The sequence below is a fragment of the Amycolatopsis sp. NPDC059657 genome, assembly GCF_042734395.1.
Lineage (GTDB): Bacteria > Actinomycetota > Actinomycetes > Mycobacteriales > Pseudonocardiaceae > Amycolatopsis.
In genome coordinates, this window is record NZ_JBHWEB010000150.1 from 1 (window position 1) to 20,774 (window position 20,774).

A 20,774-nucleotide genomic window follows, 5' to 3' on the forward strand; every position below is an offset into this window, starting at 1 on the left:
GGAGTGGTACGGCCGGTTAGAACCGGTCGTACCACTCACGACCCCGCTTTACCGAGACCGGTGGCTCAGCCGAGCGACCGGTCCTTTCGTCAGGCGGGCGGGTCGTAGGCGATGGCGAGTGCGTTGACCGCCAGCGTCAGCTGGGTCAACGCGCTGGCGACCGCCGTGGCCGTGGTGGGGGCGAGGTCTCGGGCCGCCAGGCCGGTGAGCCGCCGGTGCAGTTCGAGCAGCTCGGTCTCGTCCGGCGACAGCGGGGTGCCGAGCAGGTCCACGGTGGACTCGATGTCGGTCATGGTCATCGGGTGGCTCCCAGCGGCGCGGTGCGGGTGTCGACGAAACGGCGGGCCTTGAGTTCGAAGCGGGGCAGCGTGCCCGGCTCGGCCTCTTCGACGCGGAACTTCAGGCCCTCGTGTGCTTCCGAAAGCCGCCTGCCCAGGTCCGCCGGCACGCCGGTGCCTGACTCGACACGCACCACCACCTCGTCGCGGATGCCCGCGCGCTCGAACCGCACCTGGAACTCGATGATTTCCGGGAACTGGCGGATGATCTGCTCCACCGCGCGCGGGTAGACGTTGGTGCCGCGGATGAGCTTCATGTCGTCCGCGCGGCCGAGGATGCCGCCGCGGTACAGGTCGAAACCCCGGCCGCACGCGCACTCCTCGTGCGGCACGCGCTCCACGAGGTCCGCCGTGCGGTAGCGCAGCAGTGGTGTGCCCGCCCTGCCGAACGAGGTGACGACGCGTTCGCCGACGACGCCGTACGGGACCGGCTCCAGGGTCTGCGGGTCGAGCACCTCCTCGATCACCTGGTCCTCGATGATGTGCATGCCGCCGGGGTGATTCGCGCATTCGAAGGTCGTGATCGTGCCGACCTCCGTCATGCCGGCGGTGTCGTGCACGGCGGCGCCCCACGCCCGCTCGATGAGCGCGCGGGTCTCGGGGATCGAGCCCGCGGGTTCACCGGACAGGATCAGCCGCCGAACCGGTGAAGCGGGCAGGTCGATCCCGAGCGCGACCGCCTCTTCGGCCAGGCGCAGCGCGTAGGTCGGGGTGGAAGCCACGACGGTCACGCCGAAGTCGATGATCTGCCGCAGCCGGGAACCGGTGGTCTGCGCACCGCCGGGCACCACGAGCGCGCCGATCCGCTGCGCCGCGTCGTGCAGTCCCCAGAACCCGATGAAGGACCCGTAGCCGAAGGCGATGTAGGCCGTGTCGTGCGCGCGGACGCCGGCACCCCAAAGCCCGTATGCCCACATTTCCGCCACCCAGGCCCAATCCTGGCGGGTGTCCATCGCGCGCAGCGGCGTGCTGCCCGAGGTCCCGGAGGTGGTGTGCACCCGGATCGACGCCTCCGGCGTGGTCACCGGCAGGTCGCCGAAGGGCGGGTTCGCCTCCTGCCCGCGCATCCACTCGGCCCTGGTGAGCAACGGGATCCGGCGCAGGTCGCCGAGATCGCGCAGCTGCCCCGGCTCGAAGCCCGCCGCGGCGAAGGTGCGGCGATAATGCGCACTCGCCATCGCGTGGCGGCTCAATACGCGCAGCTTGGCCAGCCGCAGCGAATCGAGTTCCGCACGGGTCAGCGTTTCGGTTTTCGGATTCCAATAGGGTGAGCCGAGCATACTTTCGAATGTAGCAGCGCCTGCGGCGGCGTCCAGTGTGATTCACGACCGTTTCAGTCATGCTTGAAATCGCTCGTATCAGGTTGCCCGCTCCGGGGTTCGCCACTACTTTCGAGCAAATGGGGCGTGCGGTGAAAAACCTGTTGCAGATAGGCAGCATTCGCTTTACCGCGTATTATTGGGTGACATTCCTGCTGGGACTCGGCGTCGTCGGCGAACTGTCGGTAAGAGCCGCGGCGCTGGCTTTTCCGTTCTGGGCGTTGTATTGCCTGTGCACCGAACTGGTCAACCGGATCGCCGATCGCCGCGAGGACGAAGTGAACCGTCCCGAGCGCACGGCGTTGTGCCTGGCACTGGGCTGGCGCCGGGTCGGCATCCTGGCCATCGCGGGATGGTCGGCGCTCATCGCGGCCGACATCGCCTGGCTGATCAGCGAACCGGGCACTCCCCTGCTGTTCATGCTGGCGTACGCCGCCGTGATCAGCCTGTCCTATTCCTGGGGTCCCCGGCTGAAACAGCGCCCGATCCTGGGCCAGCTCACACTGACCATGCCGCTGGTGATGCCCTACCTCACCGGGATCGCGGTCGCGGGCGACTGGCGGCTGATGGCGGCGCCGGGCCTGCCGGGCGCGGCGATCCTCATGGTGCTGGCGCTCGGCCTGGTCGGTATCAAGGACATCACCGACGTCGAGGGTGACCGGCTGATCGGCTACCGCAGCCTGTGGGTTCGCCTCGCCGAGGCGAACCGCCGGTGGATGGGCTGGTCGGCGATGGCCCCATTGCTCCCGCTGACCGTGCTGGCCGTGGCGGGCTGGCTGCCGATGCGGACGCTCGCGTTGTGGCTGCTGGTCCCGTTGTCCTGGGCGACGATCGCGGTGGCCGCCCGCGCGGTGGGCACTTCGGTCACCTACGCCGCGCGCGAGGTCATGCACTGCCATCTGGCGCTGTGCCTGGCGGCCACGCTGGCGGCGACCGTGTTCACCCCGCTCGCACTGGTTTGTGCCGGTCTCGGGCTCGTGTTCTGGCTGGCCGCTTCGCGGTACGCGCACTGGGGCCCGTCGCTGAGCCGGAATGACGTCGCCGCGTGGCTCCGGCTGCTCGGCGCCGTGCGGAAATCGAAGACACAGGAGGCTTGATGGATCTCGAATCGACACGGGGACAGGTGCGCGACATCGCGCTGGAGATCCTGGAGCTCGACACCGCCGAACTGCCGTCCGACGCCGATTTCTACGAGGTGGGTGGCGATTCGCTGGCGTTGCTGGAACTGATCACCAAGGTGGAGAAGCACTTCGGCGTCCGCTTCGACGACGACGTCGCCAACAGCCTGCGGTCGGTCGAGGACATCGTGCGGGAACTCCATGCCGCTGCGTGAACCACGACCGTCCGACGTCGTGGTCACCGGCTGCGGGGTCGTCTCCCCCGTCGGCATCGGCACCACAGCGTTCGGCGCGGCGATCACTTCGGGCGTCGTCGGCACCCGCGAGGTGCGGCGGTTCCCGACCGACGGCTATGGCACCCATCGCGCGGGCGAGGTCCTCGATCTCGCGGTGGACGAAGACCTGCCACGCTCGGTCGGCTACGTGCTGACCGCGGCCGGTGAAGCACTCCTACAGGCGGACCTCGACCCCGTCGGAGCGCGGGTCGGCCTGGCACTCGGCACGGTCATGGGCACCCGGCCGCACCTGGAGGAGCTCATCCGGCGCGGCGGTGACCTCGGCGCTGACGACACCTGGTCGGCGCCGCACGCGCTGACCACGATTCCGGCCAGGCGGCTGGGTTTGCGCGGGCCGAGGACGGTGCTGTGCACCGGATGCTCCGCCGGGAACGACGCGCTCGCATCGGCCGCCGAGGCCATCCGGTCGGGTGCGGCCGACGCGATGCTCGCGGGCGGCGCCGACGAGCTGTCCGAGACCGTCTTCGCCATGTTCACCAGCCTGCGCGCGCTCGCCGCCGATGCGGTGCGGCCGTTCGACCGGAACCGCGGTGGTCTCATGCCTGCCGAAGGCGCGGGCTTGCTGGTGCTGGAAAGCCGTGCGTCGGCGGTCAAACGTGGCGTACCGGTGCTCGCGGAGGTGCTCGCCGGAGCGTCGGCGTCGGACGCCCATCACATGACCGCCCCGCATCCGGACGGCGCCGGACTCCGGCGCTGCGCGACCGCGGTCCTGGAACGCTCGGGCACCCCTGCGGCCGAGGTCGGCTACGTCAGCGCGCACGGCACCGGCACACCGGTCAACGACGTGCTGGAGGCCAAGGTGCTGGCCGAGGTGTTCCCCGGACCGCGGCGACCGGCCGTCTCCTCCATCAAGGGCATGCTCGGGCACTCGCAGGGCGCGGCCAGCGCGATCGAATCGGTGGCCTGCGTGCTGGCGCTCAACACCGGCCTGCTGCCGGGCAACCCGACGCTGGCGGACCCGGATCCGGACTGCGACGGCGTCGATCTCATCCACGGTGACGTGCGGGAAGCCGAGATCAGGTACGCGCTGAACGTCGCGCACGGTTTCGGCGGAACGGTGTCCGCTGTTCTTTTCGGAGCAGGCGTATGAACCGGGAAGTGGCGATTTCGGGACTGGGCGCGGTGACCGCCGCCGGAACGACCCCCGACGAGCTGTTCGATGCCTTGCTGGCCCGGGAATCCTTCTTCCGTGAGGGCGCCGCGGGCTTGGCCGCCTACGCGGCACCGCCGCCGGTCGCCGAGGTGCTCGGCACCAAGGGAGTGCGCACGCTGCCGCGTGACGTGCGGATGTTCCTGTGCGCGGCGCTGCCCGCGGCCGCCGGGCTCGACTCCGTTGCCCGTGACCGAATCGGTGTCGTCTGCGCCACCTTGGACGCGGGCCTCGGCGAATACGCGAGTGTCTTCCGCGCCACCCGTGAAGAGGGCAGGGTCGGGGCGAACCCGGCGCTCGCGCCGTACACCGGGTTCAACGCGGTCACCGCGGCCACCACGATCCGGCTCGGCGCGCACGGGCCCGGTCTCACCCTTTCGTCCGGCCCGGCGGCCGGGCTCGAAGCGCTGATCACCGCGGCCGGGATGGTCGGTGACGGCACCGCCGACGCGGTGATCGCGGGCGGCGTCGACGTGCTCACCAGTGATCATCCCAAGACCAGCGGTCCCGCGACGCCAGGCGAAGCGGCGGCCGCGCTCGCGCTGACCCCGGCGGGACCGGACAGTGACGTCGTCATCGCGGCTACCGCGTCGGCGACCGCGGTACCCGGCGACACAGCCGCTTTGCGTTCCGCGGTAAAGGAAGCGATAGCGAAGATCGGTGCCTCGGCGGGCGCGGTCATCGCGGCCGATGACCCGGCATTGTCGGGCGCGATCGAGGACACGCTCGGCGCCTCAGTGCCGGTCGCCGCGATCGCGGGCACGACCGGCAGCACGCGAGGTGCGGATGGCGCGCTGCTGGCGTTGACCGCCGTGCTCGCGCTGCGCCGCCGGATCGTGCCACCAGTGGCGCCCCTCGGCGAGCCCTCCGTCCTGTGCTTGGCCGCCGAACCGGACGGGCGTGTCTTCGCCGTGCTGCTGCGGGGAGCGGCCCGATGAACGCCGTGACCTGGTTCCTCGACCGGCATTCCGCCGAAGGCCGGGGCGCCACGCCCTGCCTGCACGCCAACGGCCGTGAGGTCAGCTATGGCGAACTGCTGGAACTGTCCCAGCGAGCCGCCGGGTTGCTGCGCGGCGCCGGGATCGCTCAAGGCGACCGCGTCCTCATCGCGATGGACGACAGCCCGGTGACCGTCGCCTGCGTCTTCGGCGCGATGCGGCTGGGCGCCATCGCGGTCCCGGTGAACCCGAAGCTCGACCCTGCCGACGTGCTGAACCTGGCCGAGCGGTCCGGCGTGCGCGCGATGTTCCTCGCGAGCGAGCCGCCCGCTCAGCCTGGCGTCACCGTCTGGCTGAGCGGTGCGTTGGACGCGGCTCTGGCCGCCGCCGAGCCGGTGCTCGACACGGCCGAGGTGGACCCGGACGCTCCGGCGCTGATCCAGTACACCTCGGGCAGCACCGGAGCACCGAAAGGCGTGGTGCATCGGCATTCCGGGTTGCTGGCGCTGCCGCGTACCACCGGCGCGCGGTTCGGGCTGACACCGGCCGACCGGTGTTTCTCCACGCCCAAACTGTCCTTCGGCTACGGCTTCGGCAATTCGGTGCTGCTGCCGTTCGCGGCGGGCGCGAGCAGTGTGCTGCTGGAACGTCCGGCGGACCCGTACGCGGTCGCGCACGCGCTGCGTACCGCTCGGCCGACGCTGTTCTTCTCGGTGCCCGCGCTGTACGCGGCCTTGCTCAGCACCCCGGACCGGCTCGATTTCAGCGGGGTGCGGTGCTGTGTCGTCGGCGGCGAAGGCCTGCACGCCAGGCTCGTCGAGCGCTGGCGGGAGGTCACCGGGCACGAGCTGATCAACGCGCTCGGGTCGACCGAATGCCTGCACATCGTGCTCACCTCGCAGCCGGGCCGCGCGGACCTGGGCGATCCCGTGCCGGGCGTCGAGGTGAAGGTCGTCGGCGAAAACGAGGCCGAGGGCGAGGCCTATGTGCGCGGCCCGCTCACGGCGTCGCACTACTGGAACGCTCCCGCCGAGACCGCGGCCGTGTTCCGCGACGGCTGGGTGCGCACCGGCGATGTGCTGCGCCGTGACCGGGACGCGTGGCACTACATCGGGCGGACCGACGACATCGTCAACGTCGGCGGCTTCAAGGTCGTCCCGTCGCAGGTGGAAGCCCGGCTGCTGGAACACGAAGCGGTCGCCTCGTGCGCGGTGGTCGGCACCTCGGCAGGCGAGTTCGAACTGTCCACTGTGGTCGCTTACGTCGTGCCGACCGGCGAGCACGCCGATCTGGAACGGGCACTGCGCAGGCACGCGCGTGCGCGGCTGGCGCCACCGGAACGGCCTGCCCGCTACCTGTTCACCGACCGGCTGCCGACCACGGTCACCGGCAAGGTCTCCCGATTCCGCCTGCGCGAACTCGCGAACGTCCACTCTGGGGAAGGAAAACGATGAACAACCCGATCCACACCGCCGAGGACCCGGCGGTCTACTTCGACCCGCTGGGCGAGGCGTTCCGCGCGGACCCGTTCGAGCTCTACCGGCGATTGCTGGAGGAGGCGCCGGTGCACCGCGGCGCGATGGGCGCCTGGTTCGTCACGCGCTACGCGGACGTCGCGACCCTGCTGCGCGACGGCAGGCTCGGCAAGGAGTTCACCCAGTCGTCATTCTTCGACGAGCTCGAGGCGGTCACCCTGCAGCCGCGGTTCCTCGAGCGCGCGCCCGAGGACCCCGACAAGCCGTTCCTGCTGTGCGATCCGCCGTTCCACACCCGCCAGCGCGCGCTGCTCACCCAGGCGTTCAGCCCGGCGGTGGCGCGCGGCATGCAGGCCGAGATCGACCGCATCGTCGGCGAACTGCTGGACGAGGCCGAGCGCAAACCCGATTTCGACGTGGTCGCCGATCTCGGCGACCCGCTGCCGCTCAAACTGCTGGCGAGCCTGTTCGGCGTGCCCGCCGACGAATACGACGAGTACGCCGCACTGGCGACAACGCCCGCCGGTGCGCTCGACGTGCTGCAGGACCAGTCACCGGAGGCGGTCGCCCAGCGGCGCGCCGAGCTGGAGGCGTTGCAGCGGTACTTCCTGAAACTGATAGAGCGGCGGCGCGCGGAGCCCGGCGACGACCTGATCACCCGGCTGCTGAACGCCGCGGTGGAGGGCGACAAGCTCACCGACGGCGAGGTCGTCTGCGCCGCCATCGTGCTGATCGTCGCCGCCTATGGCGCGACGAAGTGCTTCGCTGCCAACGCTTTCCTGATGTTCGCGCGGTACCCGGACCAGTTCGACCGGCTGCGCGCGAACCCGGAGCTCGCCGAGTCCGCGGTCGACGAGGTCTCCCGCTTCGAGCCGCCGGTGCACGCCGTCGGCCGCGAAGCGACCGCGCGCATCGAACTCGACGGCCACGTGATCGAGCCCGGCGACACGGTCATGCCGCTGATCGCCGCCGCCAACCGCGACCCGGAGAAGTTCGAGGACCCCGACGTGTTCGACATCGGGCGCGCCAACCACAAGGCTCAGATGGGCTTCGGCGTCGGGATCCACTACTGCCCCGGCACCGTCCTGTCGAAGCCCGCCGGCGCGGCCCTGTTCCGCGAGCTCGCCAAGCGCTACCGCCGCATCCGGCTCGCCGACGCCCCGCTCGAGTACAAGCCGGGCTTCGGCCTGCGCGGACCCGAGCGCCTGCACGTCATCTTCGACGCCTGACCCACGTGAACGCCACTTTCGCAACGTTGAACGTTGCGGAAGTGGCGTTCACGTCGTCAGAGCAGGCGGCGGATGGGGACCGCGCCGCGGGCGCGTTTGCTCCACTCGCGCGGGTAGCCGAGTGAGACCTCTTCGAAGCGGACGCCGTCGGCGTGGGTGGTGCGCGGGATGTGGAGGTGACCGTAGACGGCGATCTCCGAGCGGTAGCGGATGTGCCAGTCCTCGGTCTCGGTCGTGCCGCACCAGAGCGCGAACTCGGGCCAGTACAGCGGCTCGGTCGGGTGGCGGTGCAACGGCCAGTGCGACATCAGGATCGTGCCGTGGTCCTCGGGGATCGCGTCGAGGCGCTCGGTGCTGAGCTTGAGGCGCTCGGCGCACCAGGCCTGCCTGCTCGGGAACGGGTCCGGGTGCAGGAAGTACTCGTCGGTGCACACCACGCCCGCCTCGCGCGCCTGCGCGAGCGCCTCCTCGAGCGAGACGTCGCGAGCCGCCTTCGTGCGCCAGCTGTAGTCGTAGAGCAGGAAGAGCGGCGCGATCGTCAACGGCCGGTGGGCGTGCTCCCAGACCAGGTAATCGTCCTCCGGCGTGACGACATCGATCTCGCGGCAGCGCTCGACCAGGTGCTCGTAGCGGGCCTGGCCGCGCAACTGGCACTCGTCCTTCCCAGTCGTCCACAGCTCGTGGTTGCCGGGTACCCAGGCGACCTTCGCGAAGCGGCCGCGCAGCGTGCGCAGCACGTCGATGACGACGTCCACCCGCTCGGCCACGTCACCCGCGACGAGCAGCCAGTCGTCGGGCGCGTCCGGGATGACCTGATCGACTAACGGGGCATTGCCCTCGTGGGTGACATGGAGATCGCTGGTCGCGAACAGGCTCGGCACCCCACCACCGTACCTAGGCCGGCTGGAGTACCGCTGTCCGCACAAGCCCGGTCAACACGACCACCGCGCCCGCGAGATGCAGCAAGGCCTGGGCGTTGAGCAGCACAGGCAGCCCGAGGATGTCCACAAGCGCTCCCGCGGCGAGTGAACCGAGTGCCGTGCAGCCCGCCATGGCCGCGAACGCCGTGCTCAGTACCCTGCCGACCTGTGACGGCGGCGTCGCCGTCTGGATCACCGTCAGCAGGCCGGTGCCCGCGAAGACGCCTGGTCCGCCCACCGCCATGAACAGTCCGATGTAGACACCGAGCGCCGTGGTCAGCTGCGGGCCGTTCCAGATCAGCAGCGTCACCACGCTCAACGCCAGCGAGCCCCAGCCGAGCAGTTTCTCCGGCGCGACACGCTTCGCGGCCGTCGCGACGACAATGCCTGCCGCCAGTCCCCCGACCGCCTGGACTCCGCGCAGCAGTCCGGTTTCCGCCTCGCCGCGGCCGAGCACGGTGAGCACGAACAGCACGAACCCGACCAGGAACATGCCCTGCGCCAGCGACGACAGCACGACCCACGCACTCGCCACCCGCAGACGGCGGCTGTCGCGGATCGCGGCGAGCCCCGCCATCCACGCCCGGATGACAGGCTCCCGTTCCGGCACGGCCACGGGCACCGCGTGGAACGGTTTGAGCAGCAGCGCGAACGCGACCACGAGCGTGGCGGAGTAGGCGGCGACGACCCAGCCGAGCCCGGCCGTACCCAGCACCAGCCCGCCGAGCCAGCCGCCGACGAGCCGGGCGACATTCCCGTTGACGCTCATCAGGCCGTTCGCTGCGGTGACCCGCTCGGCCCCGACGAGGTCCGGCACCAGCGCCGACCGCGCGGGCTCGAACAGCGACGCGAGCGCCGCCTGCCCCGCGACGACCAGGTAGACGACGGCCTGGCCGTCCGCGAGCAGCAGTGGCACCGCGACCGCGGCCTGCCCCGCGCACACGAAACAGAGGAGCCGCCGCCGGTCCGCCCGGTCGGCGAGCACCCCGGCGACCGGGCTGAGCAGCAACGCGGGCACCAGGCCCAGCGCGATGCTCGCGGCGGTCGATGCCGCCGACCCGGTCAGCCGGTAGAGGTAGATCGGCAACGCGACCTGCAGCATCCATTCGGCGGACTCGGAGAAGAACGCCGCCGTCCACAGCCTGGCGAACGAGGGCTGCCGCAGCAGGCCGGTCATCGCGACGGCTTCCCGTCCGCCTCGATACGCGGCACCGCACGCAAGCCGACATGCACCGGGCGAGCGTCGCCGGGGGCGTCCTGGCGGATCGGGGCGACGTACGGGCGCAGCAACGCGTCGATCTGCCCGACCAGCTCGGTCAGCTCCGACGGCGTCACGCGCAGCGCGTAGAAGTTGAAGCCCGCCGCGGCCTGCCATTCGGGCTCAAGCTGCTCACGCGTGTCGAGAAACCGTTGCGTGAGCTGCTGATCCTGTCCCAGCATCGCCGCGGCCATGCCGAGCGCGGCGGGATCCAGGTTGTCCTCGAGTTCCAGCCCGACGTGCTTCGCGCGCCACGGGCGTTCCCTGCCGTCCTCCGCGTCCACCCGTTCGACCAGGCCGAACGAGGCCAGCTGGCGCAGATGCCAGCTGCAGTTCGACGCCGACGAGTCGACAGCCTCGCCGCACTCGCTCGCGGTGCGCGGGCCGACGGCGCCCAGGTAGTCGAGCAGCGCGGCGCGCAACGGGTGCGCCAGCGCCCGCATCAGCGCGGCGTCCCGTACCCGTTCCCGTGGTGGCAGCTCGGTCATCGCGACCCCAATCTGAAAGACTTCTTTCGAAAGTACTCTTTCAGATTTCGGCCCGTCAAACTCGGGGTTGCTAACACTACAGTCGTTGCGTTAGAGTGATCGCACTATGGACAACTGACGCCCTGATTCCACCCGCGCCCGAGGCCTTCGCCCGGCGGGTAGCTCATTTCTCGTACCCAAGGGCTGATGTCTCATGTCTTTTTCCTTGCATGCTCGCGATCTCGTCTTCTCCTACGGTGACCGTGTCGTCTTCGACGGCGTGTCCTTGACGGCGGGCGCCGGGCAGCGGCTCGGGCTCGTCGGCGAGAACGGCATCGGCAAGTCCACGCTGCTGCGGCTGCTGGCAGGCGTCGAGGAACCACACGGCGGTTCCGTCGAACTCGGCGGTGACCTGGGCTTTCTCCTCCAGGAGCTGCCGTTCGAACCGTCGGACACGTTCGCCGACGTCATCGACGACGCGCTCGCCGAGATCCGCGTCCAGGCACGCAGGCTCGACGAACTCGCCGAGCGCATGGCCACCGAAGAGGACGCGGTCGCCGAATACGGGCGCGTGCTCGACTGGGCACAGGCGCATGAACTCTGGGACGCGGACCGCCGCGCCGAGATCGTCTGCGCGGGCCTCGGACTGGCGAGCATCTCCCCCGCTCGCCGGCTCAGCACGCTTTCGGGTGGCCAGCGGTCCCGGCTGGGACTGGCCGCGCTGCTGATCAGGCAACCGGAAACGCTGCTGCTGGACGAGCCGACCAACCATCTCGACGACGACGCGATGGAGTTCCTCGAAAAGCACCTCTCGGCGCTCGCGGGCGTCGTGGTGCTGTCCTCGCACGACCGGGTCTTCCTCGACGCGGTGTGCACCGACATCGTCGACCTCGATCCGGCGCTCGGCGGGCCGACACGGTACGGCGGCGCCTACACCGAATACCTCGGGCACAAACGTGCCGAGCGCACGCGATGGGAGCAACGCTTCGCGGAAGAACAAGAACAACTCAAGGAGCTGAAGGAGTCCGTCGCGGTGACGGCCCGCGCCGTCGCGCACAACCGGCCCTCGCGCGACAACGACAAGATGAGCTACAACTTCTTCGGCGGGCGCGTGCAGAAGCAGGTGTCACGGCGGGTCCGCAACGCCCAGCTGCGGCTCGACGAGCTGACCCGTGACCAGGTGCGCAAGCCACCGGCGCCGTTGAAGTTCGCCGCCGCGCTCACCGGTTCCACCGATGAGGACCGGCTTTTGCTGTCGCTGCGGGACATCGACGTGCCCGGCCGTGTCCACATCGGACAGCTGGACGTGTCGAGCGGCGCGCGGTTGCTGGTGACGGGCGGCAACGGCGCGGGCAAGTCGACGCTGCTGTCGGTGCTCGCCGGGCAGCTCACTCCGGCGAGCGGGTCGGTCCAGCGGGCGCGTGGCGTCCGGGTCGGCTTGCTCGAACAGGACGTCGTGTTCACCGACCCGGCGAAGTCCGCGCGACAGCTCTATCCCGAGAACGCGCCGTCGCTGACCCAGCTCGGCCTGCTCGCGCCACGCGATCTGGGCAAGCCGGTCGGCACGCTCTCGGTCGGGCAGCGGCGGCGGCTCGCGCTGGCATTGCTGCTCGCGGACCCACCGCACGTCCTACTGCTCGACGAGCCGACCAACCACATTTCCCTGTCACTGGCCGAAGAACTGTTCGCGGCGCTGGACACCGCGCCGGGCGCGGTCGTCATCGCGTCACACGACCGATGGCTGCGACGTAGCTGGCACGGCGAGCGGCTGGCGCTACGGCAGAACGAAGGGTGAGATGCCGAAACACACCGCGTAGAGGAACATCCCGGCCGCGAGGCCGCCGTCGAAATCAGCGAGATCGACGGCGGCGTAACCGAAGAAGACCGCAAGCAGCGCGCCGACGATGACAGCGAAAGGAGTGCGTTGGTCGACGGACTCCAGGTACGTGGAATCACTCATGCCCTCAGTACGCACGAGCGGCCGCCGAGGTTGCCTCACGACCCCACGCTTACTTGCGGCCGAAGGCGTAGATGACCTCGGCGGTGAGCAGTTGCTCCTCGTCGGCACGCAGGAGGCCAGCGACCGTGGTGGTGAACTCGCGCTCGAAGCTCGCCATCTGCTCGGCGGTGAGCGAGGCCATCGCGTCGTGGCAGGTGCCGCGGGCGTGCGCCTCCCAGGCGTACGCGAGGTCCGAGCGGGCGAAGCGCACGGACTCCTCTGCCACGTTCAGCGGGCTGAACCCGGTGTCGCGCAAGGCTTGGCGGCACCGGGCCGCCGAGCCGAGCGGGGTGGCGGGGTCGTCCAGGGTGAGCCCGTACGCGCGTGCCTGCTCGCGGAACAGCCGCCCGGCGACCGGGGAACCCGCGCGCATGGTCGAAAAGCCGACGATCCCGCCCGGCTTGAGAAGGCGGTGCCACTCCCCGAGCGCGGTCTCGACGGGCAGGTAGAGCAAGCCCGCGGAACACAGGACCATGTCGAAGAAGGCGTCGGGGAACTGGTCCAAACGGGTGGCATCCGCTTTGAGGAAGCCGACGTTCGGCAGCCGGACCGTCTCCTTGGCGACGTCGAGCATGCCGCGCGAGACGTCGACACCGGTCACATGCCCGGTCGGCCCGACCGCACGCGCGGCGGCGCCCGCGGCGAGTCCGGTGCCGGTCGCCGCGTCCAGAATGCGCAGGCCAGGCGCGGGTGCCGCGAGCTCGACGAGCCGTTCCGCGTAGCGGCCATGCCAGGTGTTGCCGTCGTACGTCGCCGCCCGCCGGTCGAAGACGGCCTTGATCCCCGAGGCACTTTTCATACCTCTCATACGCACTAGCGGCCGGATCGGTTGCTTTCGTTCCGAATCCCTGCCCGGCCGAGTACGCGCCGCCGTGCCCGCACCCGCGTGATCATGAGGCCCACCGGCATGATCACGAACCCGGCGACGCGGAGGAGGACGCTCAGATCGTCGAGCGTGAAGCCACCCGCCGGCCGGTCGAACAGATAGTAGACGCCAAGGGCCGCGAGCCCCACCAGCATCAGCGGGCAGATCGTGAACACCAGTGCGTCGAGCCTGCGCCGCTCCGGCGACTCCCACTTGGCCCGTTCCTCGCGCGCACGAGCGCGAGGCGCCATGGGCCGCCGCGACTCCGGCGCGGCTTTGGCGACGGCCGATCGCCGCTCGATTCGCTGTCTGCGGCCCATCGGCCGGATCGGTTCTTCGTTCCCCATGCCGGCTATACGCCGGCCAGGCGGGACCGGTTGCCCGGTCCCGCCTGTGCGCTAGAGCACGACGCCGAGCAGCGCGTCGACGGCCGTGCGCACCAGCGAAGGCGCGCCGGTGTCGGTGCCGCTGCGCTTCAACGCCTCGTCGGCCCACGCGTCGATGGCCGTGAGCGCCTGCGGGGTGTCGAGGTCGTTCGTGAGGTGGTCACGCACGCGCGCGACCAGGTCCTCCGCCGACGGACCGGCGTCGAGCGACACCGCTTCACGCCACCGCGCGAGCCTGGCCTGTGCGTCGGCGAGCAGCGCGTCGCTCCAGGGGCGGTCGCTGCGGTAGTGACCGGCGAACAGCGCCAGCCGGATCGCCGACGGGTCGACCTTGTCGGCACGCAGGCGCGACACGAAGACCAGGTTGCCGCGCGACTTGGACATCTTCTCGCCGTCGAGGCCGATCATCCCGGCGTGGACGTAGTGCCGGGCGAACGGGTGATCGCCCGCCTGGGCCTCGGCGTGCGCGGCGCTGTACTCGTGGTGCGGGAACGCCAGGTCGGAACCGCCGCCCTGGACGTCGAAGGCCAGGCCGAGGCGGTTGACCGCGATGGCGCTGCACTCGATGTGCCAGCCGGGACGCCCGGCGCCGAGCTCGGACTCCCAGGACGGCTCGCCGTCGCGGGCCGTGCGCCAGAGGAGCGCGTCGAGCGGGTGGTGCTTGCCGGCGCGGCCGGGGTCGCCGCCGCGCTCGGCGAAGAGCTTGTTCATCGTCTCGACGTCGTAATTGGACTCGTAGCCGAAGCGGCCGGTGGCCGAGTGGTCGAAGTAGACATCGGGGTGCTCGGGATCGTCCACGCGGTAGGCCGAACCGTTGGCCAGCAGCTTCGCGATGACCTCGACGATCTCCGGGATGCTCTCGACCGCGCCGACGAACTCACGCGGCGGCAGGACGCGCAGCGCGACCATGTCCTCGCGGAACAACGCGGTCTCGCGCATGCCGAGCACGACCCAGTCGTCCTTGTCGCGCTCCGCGCGCTCGAGGAGCGGCTCGTCGATGTCCGTGACGTTCTGGACGTAGTGCACCTCGTGCCCCGCGTCCAGCCACAAGCGGTTGACCAGGTCGAACGCCAGGTAGGTCGCGGCGTGACCGAGGTGTGTCGCGTCGTACGGCGTGATGCCGCAGACGTAGATCCGCGCCACCTCACCGGGCGAGGTCGGGCGGATCTGCCCTGTCGCGGTGTCGTGGAGGCGCAACGGGCGGGGGGTCCCGGGGACCCGGGGCACGTCAACCGATGACCAGCTCTGCATCCTTCGACTGTAAAGCGCGCCCCGGATCCCCATCTCGCCCGGTGGGAATGATCTATCTCACCGGGCCGCGTTGGCCCTCACCGCGTCCCGGATGAACTCGGCCAGTCCCGGCCGCTGGTCCGGTTCGCGGACCAGGAAACCGAGCTGGACCGGGTCGGTCACGTACAGCTCGGCGACCTGCGCCTGCCGCTCATGGGAGCACTCCCCCATGAACCGGCCCAGCATCGCCCGGTGCTCCTCGGCGAGGTCCATCGCCGCCGGGCCCGTGGCCGCGGCGCCGGAGTCGACGACCGCGAGCAGCCGGTCCACCCAGGACTGCCGCAGCGCCTCGGCGTCGATCCAGTCCTGTTTGCTCATCGACGACACCACCGCCTGCCCCCGCTGCCACTCCGGCGTGCCGCCCCAGTTCGCGGCGACCTGCTCGGCGTAACCCTCCGGCTCGGTGAACCCGCCGAAGACCTCGAGCTTCTCTTCGGGTGTCAACGCATGCCCCATCGTTCTTGCCTCCATCGCGTGCTCGACGGACGCGACCATCCGCTCCAGCCGCCGGATGCGCTCCACCAGCAGCTCGTGCTGCCGTTTCAGGTGGGCCAGCGCATCGGTGCCCGGATCGTCGACGAGGGTCGCGATCTCGTCGAGTGCGAACCCGAGTTCCCGGTAGTAGAGGACGCGCTGCAGCCTGTCCACATCGGACTCGCTGTAGCTCCGATAGCCCGCCGGGCTCCGCCCGCTCGGCGAGAGCAGGCCGATCTCGTCGTAGTGGTGCAGCGTGCGCACCGTGATCCCGGCCAGCCCGGCGACCTTGCCCACCGGATACTCCATGGTTCGCCCTTTCTTACGGCCGTTCGGCCCTGACTGGATTCACACTGGCGCCTAACGTCGCGTGAGGGTCAAGCGTGAGCGCTGGACACCGGAACTTACCGCGAGTAAGAAGGGACGTATGGTGCTGCGCACGGAACTGGCTCCCCTGCCGCCCGGGCCCCGTCTGCCGATCGCGCTGCAGACGGTCGCCTTCGGCAACTTCCGCCATCTGCTGGTGCCGATACTGCGCCGCCGCTACGGCGATGTCATCTGCCTCAGGCTCTATCCGGAGCGCAAGGTGGTGCAGCTGGCCAACCTCGAGCACATCAAGACGGTGTTCGGCGGCCCGGTCACCACCTTCCACGCCGGCGAGGGCAACATGATCCTCAAGCCGCTGATGGGCGAGCATTCGGTGCTGCTGACCGACGAGGACGTCCACCTGCGTGCCCGCAAGCTGCTGATGCCCGCCTTCCACGGCGCCGCGCTGCGCGGCTACCGCGACATGATCACCGAGCTGACGGTCGCCGAGGTCGAGCGCTGGCCGTCCGGCAGGCCGTTCCGCTCCCACGACCGGATGCGCGCGCTCACGCTGGAGATCATCCTGCGGGTGGTCTTCGGCGTGAGCACCGGTCCGCGCCTCGACGAGCTGCGCCCGCTGCTGAACCGCCTGCTGGAGATCGGCCCGCTCGACATTTTCGGCTGGCACAACCCGAAACTGCAGCGCTACGGCCCCTGGAAGCGCAACCTCCAGGTCCAGCAGCGCGTCGACGAGCTGCTCTACGCCGAGATCGCCGAGCGGCGGCAGGTGTCCGATCTGGACTCTCGCGCGGACGTCCTTTCGCGACTGCTGACCGTGCCGGTCGACGACGACCGCCTGTCCGACGCCGAGTTGCGCGACCAGCTCGTCACGCTGCTGCTGGCCGGGCACGAGACGACCGCGACCGCGCTGGCCTGGTCGCTCCACGACCTGGCGCGTAACCCGATCGAGCAAGCCGCCGCGCTGACGGCGGCCGACACCGGCGACGAGAAGCACCTGGAGGCGATCGCCAAGGAGGCCATGCGCCTGCATCCGGTGCTCGGCGAGGTCGCGCGCAGGCTCACCGAGGACATCGAGATCGGCGGCTACCGCATCCCCGCCGGGTACACGGTGATGCCCTCGATCAACATGGTCCAGCTGGATTCGGCACACCACGCGGATCCGCTGACGTTCAGGCCTTCACGGTTCCTCGACGGGAACAGCCCGCCTCCGGGCAGCTGGATGCCGTTCGGTGGTGGCGTCCGTCGCTGCCTCGGGGCGGGATTTTCCTTGCTGGAAGCCACGATCGTGCTCCGCGAGGTGCTCACGCGGTTCCAGCTCACGCCCGACCGGACGCGGGTCGAGCCGCAGCGGCCCCGGAACATCACGATGGTGCCGGGGCGCGGCGCCCGCGTCGCGGTCACTCCGCGGTAGCCCTGCGCAGCGGCCGCAAGGTCAGCACCGCCACGACCGCCATGATCGCCACCGCGGTCCAGGCGGCCGTGTGGAAGCCGGAGGTGAACGCCTCCCGGACGTGGCCGAGAAGGACCGGGTCGTGGCGTTCGGTGGCCTGCTCGAGGCCGTCCACCCAGGATCCGTCCGCGGTGCCGAACTTCGCGCGGTAGACCACCGTGCCGATGCTGCCGAGCAGCACCAGGCCCATCGCGATGCCGAGTTCGTTCGCGGTCTGCGCGAACGAGGCGGCCGAGCCTGCGCGGTCGGCCGGCGCGTGCGACATGACGTCGTTCATGAGGAACGGGAACGCCGCGCCGATCCCGCCGGTCGTCAGCACCGAGGCCGCGACCAGCGTCAGCAGGCCGGCGAGCCCGTCGGGCGTGAGCGCGAACAGGGTGAACCCGGCCAGCATCAGCACCATGCACGCCGCGACGATCTTGGCGGGGTCGATCTTGCGGCCGAGCCACGGGCCGAGGTTGGCGGCGATCATCATGGCCCCCATCTGCGGCAGCAGCCACAGCGCCGAGGTGAAGGGCGTCAGTCCGTGCACCGACTGCAGGTAGAACGAGGCGAACAGGGACGTCCCGCCCATCACCAGCGCGGTCAGCAGCAGCACCCACATCGTGCGTGCCACGCCGGGGCGGCGCAGCAGCCCGAGGTCGACCAGCGGGTGTTCGAGGTGGTTCTGCCGCCGGACGAACACGGCACCCAGCACGAGCCCGGCCACCGCCGCGCCGATCGCGGCGAGCGTCCAGCCGTTGTTGACGATCGACTTGAGCGCGTACACGACCAGCAGGATCGACGCGAGGCAGAGCACGGCGCTGCGGACGTCCGGCTTGCCCGGGTCGGTGGCGCGGAACTCGGGCAGCACCTTCGGCGCGGCGAGGACGGTCAGCGCCATGACCGGCACGCCCATCAGGAACACCGCGCCCCACCACCAGTTCTCGACCAGCACACCGCCGATCAGCGGCGCCACGGCCATCCCGGTCAGGAAGCAGGTCATGTAGGCGCCCATCGCGGACACCGACTTCTTCGGGTCGGGGTAGATCTGCCCGATCAACGCCATCGAGGCGGGCATGATCGCCGCACCGGCGACACCCATGACCGCGCGGGTCACGATGATCATCCACGGTTCGGTGGCGAACGCGGCGATCGCCGAGGCCAGCGCGAACACGGCCGCGCAGGCCACGATCAGCCTGCGGCGGCCGATCCGGTCGCCGACCGTGCCCATGGTGATCATGGTGCCGCCGACCATGAAGCCGTAGATGTCGTTCATCCACAGCAGCTCCGCCGGTGACGGGCGCAGGTCGGCGGCCATCCGCGGCAACGCGACGTTGAGGACGCTGATGTCGATCGCGATCAGCAGCGACGGCAGGGCCAGCAGCGCCAGCGCCAGCCGCGGGCTGCGGATGGCCACGCCCGGCGAAGTGAGTGTCATGTGTTTCTCCCGGTGAGGATCTCGGCTCTCACCAGTACGACGGATACCTCCACCGCTTTTCGACATCCTCCGCGAAATTCTTCGAAAGAAGTTTCCGGCCCTCAGTAGGCCTTGATGTCGACGCTCTTCGCGGCGCGCGAGGCGCCACCGGTGATCATGTTCTTCCAGGGCATGTACTGCAGCATGCGGATGTTCTGGTTGCGGAAGCCGATCATGCCGCGCGTCTCCGGGACGAACCACTTGCCGTTGTCGCCCGCGGACTTCTGGCCCTTGGCGACGTAGTCGCGCATGTGCTGCTCGTAGCGGGCGAACGCGATCGGGTAGTCACCGCCGACCGCCTTCAGCTCGCCCGCCAGGAAGTACGCGCCGACCAGCGCGAGGTCCGTGCCCATGCCGGACAGCGGGGACGCGCAGTGCGCCGCGTCGCCGACCAGCGCGACCCGGCCGCGCGACCAGCTGTCGAGCTGGACCTGGCTGACGGAGTCGAAGTAGAAGTCCTTCGCGTCCCACATCGCCTCGAGCAGCTGCGGCACGACCCAGCCTTCGCCCGCGTAGGCCTCGGCGAGGATCCGCTTCTGGGCCTTGGTGTCGCGGCGGTCGTAGTCGAGCTTGTCTGAGGTGAAGTAGAACTGGGCCTTGGCCTCACTGTTGCCCTTGGCGCTGTACATCGCGGCGAGCTTGCCCGGCGTGTTGTAGCAGAGCTCCTGGCGGTCGAGGTTCAGGTGGTTCTCGGTGCTGAAGATCGAGACGTAGTAGCCGAGGTCCTTGACGAACTCGGACTCCGCGCCGAACGCCAGGCCGCGGATGTTGGAGTGCAGGCCGTCCGCGCCGAGCACCAGGTCGAAGGTGCGGGGCGCGGCCTTCTCGAAGGTGACGCGCACACCGTCGGCGCCGGAGACCAGGCTGGTGACGGACTCGCCCCAGAGGTACTCGACCTCGGGCTGGGTCGCGTCGAACAGCAGCTTGGCGAGGTCGCCGCGCATGATCTCCAGGTCGTCGCCCTCGCGGCCGTTGCGTGCGTCGGCGGTGAGGCCGGCGACCTGCCGGTTGTCGGCGTCGACGTAGGCGGTGCGCTCGGTCTCGGTGGCGAACGAGCGGACCTGGGTCAGCAGGCCCATCCGCTCGATGACCTCGACGGCGGCACCGCGGACGTCCACGGCGTAACCACCCTCGCGCAGCGAGGCGGCGCGCTCGACCACGGTGGGCCGGAAGCCGTGCCGTGCCAGCCAGTAAGCCAAGGTGGGCCCGGCCACGCTCGAACCCGAGATCAGGATGGTCTTGTTCCTCATGAGATCAACTATACAACTGTTCTACACGTTCGTCTAGTACAAATGTCAGGTTCACTCGGTCAGGGGGCACAGCCGGATCACAACCGCGCGCTGGCACGCTCGAAAAGCGCTCGTCACCAGGGAATTCTCCAGAGGGGAAGCATCATGAGACGTTTCCTGACCGTCATGCTGGCCGCCGTCGTTTCGCTCATCGCGCTGTCCGTCCCGCAGGCTTCGGCCACGCCCGGGGACTGGCGCTGCGAAGAGCGGAGCTTCAGCACCGATCCCGGCATCGGCCAGCCGATGGGGTACGGCTTCGTCGGCAAGAGCGGTCCCGGCGCCGCGACTCACTACTGGATGGAAGAACGGGTCTTCTTCGGCTCCGACGGCTCGGAATACCGGTTCGAGACGGCGTTCCGGGTCAACTGCGGCAGCATCTTCTTCCCGCCGACCACCACGCTCATCACCCCGGTGGCCGCGTCCGGGCAGCTGCCCTGCACCGCGCCCGGGAACTACGCCGAGGTGATCGACGGCAAGATCGTCGACCATCGGCTGATCGGCGCGAAGACCAGTCTCGCCAAGTTCACACTCGGCGGTAATACCTACTGGCTCCCCTCGAAGTACCGGTACTGGCACACCATGAAGCAGGAGCGCCCCGGCGAGTGGTTCTGGTCGGACAGCTCCGTCGCGAAGTGCCCGGCCTAAGCGGTCGTGGGTGGGGGGTGGGGGGGGGTGAAAACGGCAACAAAAACAACCCCACCCACACCGGGGGGGGGTCTTAAACCGC

General features: G+C 69.9%; 21 protein-coding genes. 9 read left to right on the forward strand and 12 right to left on the reverse strand.

Annotation, left to right across the window (positions count from 1 at the left end):
• Positions 1–89: 89 nt before the first annotated feature.
• On the reverse strand, positions 90–299 hold the full coding sequence (locus ACFV15_RS42830; protein WP_378358531.1) for a hypothetical protein: 210 nt from the start codon (positions 297–299) through the stop codon (positions 90–92).
• A complete protein-coding gene (locus ACFV15_RS42835; RefSeq protein ID WP_378358533.1) occupies positions 296–1,618 on the reverse strand; it encodes a phenylacetate--CoA ligase family protein in 1,323 nt (440 codons plus the stop codon). The genes ACFV15_RS42830 and ACFV15_RS42835 overlap by 4 nt, the downstream gene beginning before the upstream one ends.
• 182 nt (positions 1,619–1,800) lie before the next feature.
• Between ACFV15_RS42835 and ACFV15_RS42840 the strand changes: the two genes are divergently transcribed.
• From ACFV15_RS42840 to ACFV15_RS42865, 6 genes are read left to right on the forward strand one after another with little or no spacing between them, the layout of a single operon-like run.
• Positions 1,801–2,754 (forward strand): UbiA family prenyltransferase, encoded by a 954-nt coding sequence (locus tag ACFV15_RS42840; RefSeq protein WP_378358535.1) that lies wholly within the window; start codon positions 1,801–1,803, stop codon positions 2,752–2,754.
• Complete coding sequence (locus tag ACFV15_RS42845) at positions 2,754–2,990, forward strand: acyl carrier protein (RefSeq protein WP_378358536.1); 237 nt, start codon at positions 2,754–2,756, stop codon at positions 2,988–2,990. The genes ACFV15_RS42840 and ACFV15_RS42845 overlap by 1 nt, the downstream gene beginning before the upstream one ends.
• Positions 2,977–4,161 (forward strand): beta-ketoacyl-[acyl-carrier-protein] synthase family protein, encoded by a 1,185-nt coding sequence (locus tag ACFV15_RS42850; RefSeq protein WP_378358538.1) that lies wholly within the window; start codon positions 2,977–2,979, stop codon positions 4,159–4,161. Before ACFV15_RS42845 ends, ACFV15_RS42850 begins: the two co-directional genes overlap by 14 nt.
• Complete coding sequence (locus tag ACFV15_RS42855; protein WP_378358539.1) at positions 4,158–5,159, forward strand: beta-ketoacyl synthase N-terminal-like domain-containing protein; 1,002 nt, start codon at positions 4,158–4,160, stop codon at positions 5,157–5,159. The genes ACFV15_RS42850 and ACFV15_RS42855 overlap by 4 nt, the downstream gene beginning before the upstream one ends.
• A complete protein-coding gene (locus ACFV15_RS42860; protein ID WP_378358541.1) occupies positions 5,156–6,613 on the forward strand; it encodes an AMP-binding protein in 1,458 nt (485 codons plus the stop codon). The genes ACFV15_RS42855 and ACFV15_RS42860 overlap by 4 nt, the downstream gene beginning before the upstream one ends.
• Positions 6,610–7,863: a cytochrome P450 gene (locus ACFV15_RS42865; protein ID WP_378358542.1), complete on the forward strand. Its 1,254-nt coding sequence runs from the start codon at positions 6,610–6,612 to the stop codon at positions 7,861–7,863. Before ACFV15_RS42860 ends, ACFV15_RS42865 begins: the two co-directional genes overlap by 4 nt.
• Positions 7,864–7,919: 56 nt before the next feature.
• Here the strand turns inward: ACFV15_RS42865 and ACFV15_RS42870 are convergent, their stop codons facing one another.
• From ACFV15_RS42870 to ACFV15_RS42880, 3 genes are read right to left on the reverse strand one after another with little or no spacing between them, the layout of a single operon-like run.
• Positions 7,920–8,744: a metallophosphoesterase family protein gene (locus tag ACFV15_RS42870; RefSeq protein WP_378358543.1), complete on the reverse strand. Its 825-nt coding sequence runs from the start codon at positions 8,742–8,744 to the stop codon at positions 7,920–7,922.
• Between the two features lie 13 nt (positions 8,745–8,757).
• On the reverse strand, positions 8,758–9,960 hold the full coding sequence (locus tag ACFV15_RS42875) for an MFS transporter (protein ID WP_378358544.1): 1,203 nt from the start codon (positions 9,958–9,960) through the stop codon (positions 8,758–8,760).
• On the reverse strand, positions 9,957–10,529 hold the full coding sequence (locus ACFV15_RS42880) for an ArsR/SmtB family transcription factor (protein ID WP_378358546.1): 573 nt from the start codon (positions 10,527–10,529) through the stop codon (positions 9,957–9,959). Before ACFV15_RS42880 ends, ACFV15_RS42875 begins: the two co-directional genes overlap by 4 nt.
• 193 nt (positions 10,530–10,722) lie before the next feature.
• Between ACFV15_RS42880 and ACFV15_RS42885 the strand changes: the two genes are divergently transcribed.
• Complete coding sequence (locus ACFV15_RS42885) at positions 10,723–12,303, forward strand: ABC-F family ATP-binding cassette domain-containing protein (RefSeq protein WP_378358548.1); 1,581 nt, start codon at positions 10,723–10,725, stop codon at positions 12,301–12,303.
• On the opposite strand, the gene ACFV15_RS42890 is transcribed toward ACFV15_RS42885, so the two are convergent.
• Genes ACFV15_RS42890 through ACFV15_RS42910 form a run of 5 tightly spaced genes read right to left on the reverse strand, consistent with a single transcriptional unit; the run spans position 12,283 to position 15,831 of the window.
• Complete coding sequence (locus ACFV15_RS42890; protein WP_378358549.1) at positions 12,283–12,468, reverse strand: hypothetical protein; 186 nt, start codon at positions 12,466–12,468, stop codon at positions 12,283–12,285. The two genes, ACFV15_RS42885 and ACFV15_RS42890, sit on opposite strands and share 21 nt — an antisense overlap.
• Before the next feature lie 49 nt (positions 12,469–12,517).
• Positions 12,518–13,306: a class I SAM-dependent methyltransferase gene (locus tag ACFV15_RS42895; protein ID WP_378358550.1), complete on the reverse strand. Its 789-nt coding sequence runs from the start codon at positions 13,304–13,306 to the stop codon at positions 12,518–12,520.
• Positions 13,307–13,320: 14 nt separating this feature from the next.
• Entirely contained in the window at positions 13,321–13,719 is a 399-nt protein-coding gene (locus tag ACFV15_RS42900) for a cell division protein CrgA (protein ID WP_378358551.1), read from the reverse strand.
• Between the two features lie 51 nt (positions 13,720–13,770).
• Complete coding sequence (mshC, locus tag ACFV15_RS42905) at positions 13,771–15,009, reverse strand: cysteine--1-D-myo-inosityl 2-amino-2-deoxy-alpha-D-glucopyranoside ligase (RefSeq protein WP_378358553.1); 1,239 nt, start codon at positions 15,007–15,009, stop codon at positions 13,771–13,773.
• A gap of 57 nt (positions 15,010–15,066) precedes the next feature.
• Positions 15,067–15,831: a MerR family transcriptional regulator gene (locus tag ACFV15_RS42910; protein WP_378358554.1), complete on the reverse strand. Its 765-nt coding sequence runs from the start codon at positions 15,829–15,831 to the stop codon at positions 15,067–15,069.
• Between the two features lie 118 nt (positions 15,832–15,949).
• Here ACFV15_RS42910 and ACFV15_RS42915 point away from each other — a divergent pair, with 118 nt between their 5' ends.
• Positions 15,950–17,260 (forward strand): cytochrome P450, encoded by a 1,311-nt coding sequence (locus ACFV15_RS42915; protein ID WP_378358555.1) that lies wholly within the window; start codon positions 15,950–15,952, stop codon positions 17,258–17,260.
• Here ACFV15_RS42915 and ACFV15_RS42920 read toward each other — a convergent pair.
• Both ACFV15_RS42920 and ACFV15_RS42925 read right to left on the reverse strand, forming a co-directional pair.
• Positions 17,247–18,719 (reverse strand): MFS transporter, encoded by a 1,473-nt coding sequence (locus tag ACFV15_RS42920; RefSeq protein ID WP_378358557.1) that lies wholly within the window; start codon positions 18,717–18,719, stop codon positions 17,247–17,249. The genes ACFV15_RS42915 and ACFV15_RS42920 overlap by 14 nt on opposite strands.
• A gap of 101 nt (positions 18,720–18,820) precedes the next feature.
• Positions 18,821–20,008 (reverse strand): FAD-dependent monooxygenase, encoded by a 1,188-nt coding sequence (locus tag ACFV15_RS42925; RefSeq protein WP_378358558.1) that lies wholly within the window; start codon positions 20,006–20,008, stop codon positions 18,821–18,823.
• Between the two features lie 144 nt (positions 20,009–20,152).
• Here ACFV15_RS42925 and ACFV15_RS42930 point away from each other — a divergent pair, with 144 nt between their 5' ends.
• Positions 20,153–20,692, forward strand: coding sequence for a hypothetical protein (locus tag ACFV15_RS42930; protein WP_378358560.1), 540 nt, complete (start codon positions 20,153–20,155; stop codon positions 20,690–20,692).
• Positions 20,693–20,774: the final 82 nt, after the last annotated feature.

What these genes read in the sequence shown, in the direction of transcription:
- ACFV15_RS42925 (WP_378358558.1), bottom strand. Translation starts at nt 20,008, where the DNA reads ATGAGGAACAAGACCATCCTGATCTCGGGTTCGAGCGTGGCCGGGCCC.
- ACFV15_RS42930 (WP_378358560.1), top strand. Translation starts at nt 20,153, where the DNA reads ATGAGACGTTTCCTGACCGTCATGCTGGCCGCCGTCGTTTCGCTCATC.
- ACFV15_RS42845 (WP_378358536.1), top strand. Translation starts at nt 2,754, where the DNA reads ATGGATCTCGAATCGACACGGGGACAGGTGCGCGACATCGCGCTGGAG.
- ACFV15_RS42865 (WP_378358542.1), top strand. Translation starts at nt 6,610, where the DNA reads ATGAACAACCCGATCCACACCGCCGAGGACCCGGCGGTCTACTTCGAC.
- ACFV15_RS42850 (WP_378358538.1), top strand. Translation starts at nt 2,977, where the DNA reads ATGCCGCTGCGTGAACCACGACCGTCCGACGTCGTGGTCACCGGCTGC.
- ACFV15_RS42855 (WP_378358539.1), top strand. Translation starts at nt 4,158, where the DNA reads ATGAACCGGGAAGTGGCGATTTCGGGACTGGGCGCGGTGACCGCCGCC.
- ACFV15_RS42890 (WP_378358549.1), bottom strand. Translation starts at nt 12,468, where the DNA reads ATGAGTGATTCCACGTACCTGGAGTCCGTCGACCAACGCACTCCTTTC.
- ACFV15_RS42910 (WP_378358554.1), bottom strand. Translation starts at nt 15,831, where the DNA reads ATGGAGTATCCGGTGGGCAAGGTCGCCGGGCTGGCCGGGATCACGGTG.
- ACFV15_RS42860 (WP_378358541.1), top strand. Translation starts at nt 5,156, where the DNA reads ATGAACGCCGTGACCTGGTTCCTCGACCGGCATTCCGCCGAAGGCCGG.
- mshC (WP_378358553.1), bottom strand. Translation starts at nt 15,009, where the DNA reads ATGCAGAGCTGGTCATCGGTTGACGTGCCCCGGGTCCCCGGGACCCCC.
- ACFV15_RS42880 (WP_378358546.1), bottom strand. Translation starts at nt 10,529, where the DNA reads ATGACCGAGCTGCCACCACGGGAACGGGTACGGGACGCCGCGCTGATG.
- ACFV15_RS42900 (WP_378358551.1), bottom strand. Translation starts at nt 13,719, where the DNA reads ATGGGGAACGAAGAACCGATCCGGCCGATGGGCCGCAGACAGCGAATC.
- ACFV15_RS42920 (WP_378358557.1), bottom strand. Translation starts at nt 18,719, where the DNA reads ATGACACTCACTTCGCCGGGCGTGGCCATCCGCAGCCCGCGGCTGGCG.
- ACFV15_RS42895 (WP_378358550.1), bottom strand. Translation starts at nt 13,306, where the DNA reads ATGAAAAGTGCCTCGGGGATCAAGGCCGTCTTCGACCGGCGGGCGGCG.
- ACFV15_RS42875 (WP_378358544.1), bottom strand. Translation starts at nt 9,960, where the DNA reads ATGACCGGCCTGCTGCGGCAGCCCTCGTTCGCCAGGCTGTGGACGGCG.
- ACFV15_RS42885 (WP_378358548.1), top strand. Translation starts at nt 10,723, where the DNA reads ATGTCTTTTTCCTTGCATGCTCGCGATCTCGTCTTCTCCTACGGTGAC.
- ACFV15_RS42835 (WP_378358533.1), bottom strand. Translation starts at nt 1,618, where the DNA reads ATGCTCGGCTCACCCTATTGGAATCCGAAAACCGAAACGCTGACCCGT.
- ACFV15_RS42830 (WP_378358531.1), bottom strand. Translation starts at nt 299, where the DNA reads ATGACCATGACCGACATCGAGTCCACCGTGGACCTGCTCGGCACCCCG.
- ACFV15_RS42915 (WP_378358555.1), top strand. Translation starts at nt 15,950, where the DNA reads ATGGTGCTGCGCACGGAACTGGCTCCCCTGCCGCCCGGGCCCCGTCTG.